The sequence below is a fragment of the Acinetobacter sp. YH16042 genome (assembly GCF_013417245.1).
Lineage (GTDB): Bacteria > Pseudomonadota > Gammaproteobacteria > Pseudomonadales > Moraxellaceae > Acinetobacter > Acinetobacter amyesii.
In genome coordinates, this window is sequence record NZ_VPEJ01000063.1 from 1 (window position 1) to 3731 (window position 3731).

The following is a 3731-nucleotide window of genomic DNA, read 5'->3' on the forward strand; positions in this document are numbered from 1 at the left end:
AATAGCCTATATCAGATAACAGCGCCTTTTCGGCGTCTTTTTGAGCTGAGGGCTTTCCGGCGGTTTTCTCCTTTCAGCCCAGCAATGGTGCTGTTTTCCGCATGATTGCGCTGGTAGTGCTCGCCGCAGTCTCATGACCGAGCGTAGCGAGCGAATGAGCGAGGAAGCACCAGGGAATCGGAACACGGATGGAGGCACTTACGCGTCTGGGTTTGGGGATGTCTCCAGATCGTACTTAAGTTCCTTAAGTGCCTGTAATATCCTGTCTTTTTTATAGCATAGCTCGCCTGTTTTTGTGTCTACCAGTCCTGCTTCGATCAGTAGCCCAGCCGCGAGAAAGAGCCGGTGATTGCGTTCTCGTCGTTGTTTTTTTCCCTCGATTCGTTTTTGGACCGCCTGTTTTCGTTCGCTCTCCTGTGCCTGTAAGTCGTTTTTTTCCGCTGTTGCCAGTACGTGGAGGAGTTTGCGTTCCTGTTCTGTGAGTCCTGCTTCGTTGTCGAGCAGGTCAATAATCTGTCTCTGTCGTGCGGTCTGTTCTCCGAGCTTCCTGATGAATCCGATCCGTTTCTTCAGCCATTCGATGTTGCTGATGCGCATGTTCGTGGTGCTCCCTGGTGTTTTTTGCGGTGTGTTGTGGTCGTGCAGTATATCGCTTGCGGTCGGTGGGTGCAGGGGGGTATCTTCCTTCTAATTCGTGAAATTAGAAGGAAGCGCACTTATATGTTTCTCTCCTTCGTCGAGAAACAGTGCGCTCCTGCGGAGGGCTGAAACCGTGGCAACCTATCACCTCAGCGTTAAATTTGGAGGCAAGGGACAGGCTGCAAACCACGCCGATTACATCGAGCGCAAAGGGGAGTATGCGAAACGGAAAGATCTGGAATACACGGAGCACGGAAACATGCCGGAATGGGCCAGGGATAATCCTTCCCATTTCTGGCAGGCGGCTGTATCAGAAAGTTGTGACACTGGAAGATAAACTGGCGGAGAAAACTGTCACGGGTAAGAGCCGGAAAAACTGACGCGCTCTGTGAGGTGTTTGAATTGTTCGCTGTTCACATCGGATAAAACCGATCTTGGAAAAAGAAACGTTGATAACTAAGATTCAGGATAGTAATCATCCTGAATCTTAATGAATTACCAGAATTTAAGTTTTGATAGTATTTTCTTACCTGCAGCAACAACAGTTGCAGCTACTACTTCAACAACTACATCCTTTACGTTATCCCAGGCTTCACCTGTCCATTCTTTAATGGTGTCCCATACGCCCTTTTCTGCGCTTTCTGCCATTTTTTCTGTTTTTATTTCTTCTCCTGCTTCGCGATAGAGAGCATATTTTTTCTCCTTTGGGAGGATGTCTATTATTGTCTCCATTGCTTTAGAAATATTAAACTTTCTTTTGACTGATGTAGGTATAATGTATGAAGCAGGAACAGAAAAGGCAGTACTTACTTCTAGTATTTTCTCATTTACACTAGCTAACTGCTCTTTTGTCGGCTCGTTTTTCTTTTTATCCCAAAGAAGTTCACCTTCATCGTCTTCTGTTGGTTCTATTTTATCTATTTGGTTTATGAAAAATACAACAGGACATTTTTTTATATTAGGTAGCAATATATCGTTATATACCTTTTGAGAAATTGCGTAAGCCCTTTCATCAGACTTTATTACCCATACAACTAGGTCTAACTTTGCAACATTCTCTTTGTATAGATTATAATATTCTTTGTCTCTTTCCAAGGTTTCACCAACACCAGGAAAGTCTATTATCGTAAGTCCTCCCTCATTTCCATCTTCTGGCTTGATATGAATTTCTTGAATCTCTCTTGTGCAAGCAGCGACGTTACTGACTGGGGCTACATCACGACCAAATAATGCATTGCATAATGATGATTTACCTACGCCAGTTGATCCAAAAATACCGACTCGTGGCGTGTAACCTTTTATTTCCCTTATTTTCTTTTCGATTGCTTGTCTAATTTTTTCTTTGCTGTTTAGTGTCGATTTATCAATATATTCCATTTTAAGAACCTATATTGTCAAGAAATATTACTTATAAATAAACCACCTATTTTATAAGTGGTATTTTATTGTATTCGATAAATGTTATCTAGAGCTGTGTTCAGGTTGTTGTGAGACTAAACCTTTTAAGCGATTTCCTAAAAAGGTGGGGTACATGGAGCTCAGAAAACAAACTATCCCAAGACTGTTTTTTAGTCATGTTGCTTTGGAGAGAGGGTGGGATGAACTATGGCAATTATTGTGTCTGATGCTGATATCGAACTGTTTTATCCATCTATGCAAGGATATGGATGAGAAAATTTGCTGTTTTGACCCATTCGCCCTTCTGAACGGTTGAAACTGTTCGCGAATCACTTTTGTGCATAGTTATGCAGCCCCATAAAAATAATTCTGACGCATTTTTCGGGGTTGCCCTGGTGTTTCCTTGTATTTTTGCGTTTTTTGCGTCAGAAAGCGATTGAGAGCGTTTTAAGGGGTTCGTACAACAGGAGTTATGGTAAATGGATCGTTTTTGCGGGAAGGCTCGACAGGTTTTGTTGTTGGGGGTAGTGTAAGCGACTGAAAAACAAACGCCCCTGAAATTCGTGTCTATCCGCCAAGACTTTCACGAAAATACAGGGGCGATGTCGGTCGATAACCTGGAAGGAATCGTAACACATGAGCGCCGCGCTTCAATACTTCGAAGAAAATTTACCCCACCGTCCCTATCACACGGATGATCTCGCTTTTGGTCTTCGCATCTCCGGCAAAGGGCGTGCGCTTCTTGCGCGGTACATCCAGCAGAACCAGCCTCATGCGCAGTTCTGGCTGGTTTTTGACGTTGACCGTGTAGGAGCTGCGATTGACTGGAGCGACCGGAACGCTCCCGCGCCGAACATCACCGTAAAAAATCCTGTGAACGGTCATGCTCACCTGCTCTACGCACTCAATATCGCCGTGAGAACCGCGCCGGACAGCTCGGTTAAGGCGCTGAAATACGCCGCTGCGATTGAACGTTCGCTGTGTGAGAAACTTTGTGCAGATGTGAACTACAGCGGACTGATTTGCAAAAATCCGTTCCACCTGGAATGGCAGGTGATGGAGTGGCGCGAGGAGGCCTATACCCTCGATGAACTGGCTGATTATCTCGATTTGAGCGCCTCAGCGCGCCGTAGCATCGATAAACATTACGGGATGGGGCGAAACTGCCATCTGTTCGAAATGACGCGCAAATGGGCTTACAGGGCGATTCGTCAGGGCTGGCCAGCATTCTCACAGTGGCTTGATGCCGTGATTCAGCGTGTCGAAATGTACAACGCATCGCTTCCCGTTCCGCTTTCTCCGCCTGAATGTCGGGCTATTGGCAAGAGCATTGCGAAATACACGCACAGGAACTTCACGCCGGAAACTTTCGCACAGTATGTGGCTGATACGCACACCCCAGAAATACAGGCCAAGAGAGGCCGGAAAGGTGGTATCGCTAAAGGCGAAGCCTACGATGACAAGCGTTTCATGGCGCTATGTATGCTGGAGAATGGATATTCTCAGAAAGCTATTGCGGCGATGCTGAATGTACATCGTAATACGATCCGTAATTGGGCAATGCACAAATAGCCTATATCAGATAACAGCGCCTTTTCGGCGTCTTTTTGAGCTGAGGGCTTTCCGGCGGTTTTCTCCTTTCAGCCCAGCAATGGTGCTGTTTTCCGCATGATTGCGCTGGTAGTGCTCGCCGC

Annotated in this window: 3 protein-coding genes and 1 pseudogene; 2 read left to right on the top strand and 2 right to left on the bottom strand. The window is 45.9% G+C overall.

What is annotated here, in order from left to right:
* Window positions 1-198: 198 nt before the first annotated feature.
* Entirely contained in the window at window positions 199-597 is a 399-nt protein-coding gene (locus FTV37_RS16605) for a hypothetical protein (RefSeq protein WP_001560793.1), read from the bottom strand.
* 175 nt (window positions 598-772) lie between these two features.
* Between FTV37_RS16605 and FTV37_RS16610 the strand changes: the two are divergent.
* A pseudogene (locus FTV37_RS16610) lies at window positions 773-946 on the top strand (mobilization protein); the annotation flags it as partial.
* A 188-nt stretch (window positions 947-1134) separates the two neighbouring features.
* Here FTV37_RS16610 and FTV37_RS16615 read toward each other — a convergent pair.
* Window positions 1135-2016: a GTPase family protein gene (locus FTV37_RS16615; protein WP_031612478.1), complete on the bottom strand. Its 882-nt coding sequence runs from the start codon at window positions 2014-2016 to the stop codon at window positions 1135-1137.
* A 657-nt stretch (window positions 2017-2673) separates the two neighbouring features.
* Here FTV37_RS16615 and FTV37_RS16620 point away from each other — a divergent pair.
* Window positions 2674-3609: a replication initiation protein gene (locus FTV37_RS16620; protein ID WP_031612480.1), complete on the top strand. Its 936-nt coding sequence runs from the start codon at window positions 2674-2676 to the stop codon at window positions 3607-3609.
* Window positions 3610-3731: the final 122 nt, after the last annotated feature.

Coding starts and splice junctions, on each gene's coding strand:
- FTV37_RS16605 (WP_001560793.1), bottom strand. CDS start 597: ATGCGCATCAGCAACATCGAATGGCTGAAGAAACGGATCGGATTCATC.
- FTV37_RS16615 (WP_031612478.1), bottom strand. CDS start 2,016: ATGGAATATATTGATAAATCGACACTAAACAGCAAAGAAAAAATTAGA.
- FTV37_RS16620 (WP_031612480.1), top strand. CDS start 2,674: ATGAGCGCCGCGCTTCAATACTTCGAAGAAAATTTACCCCACCGTCCC.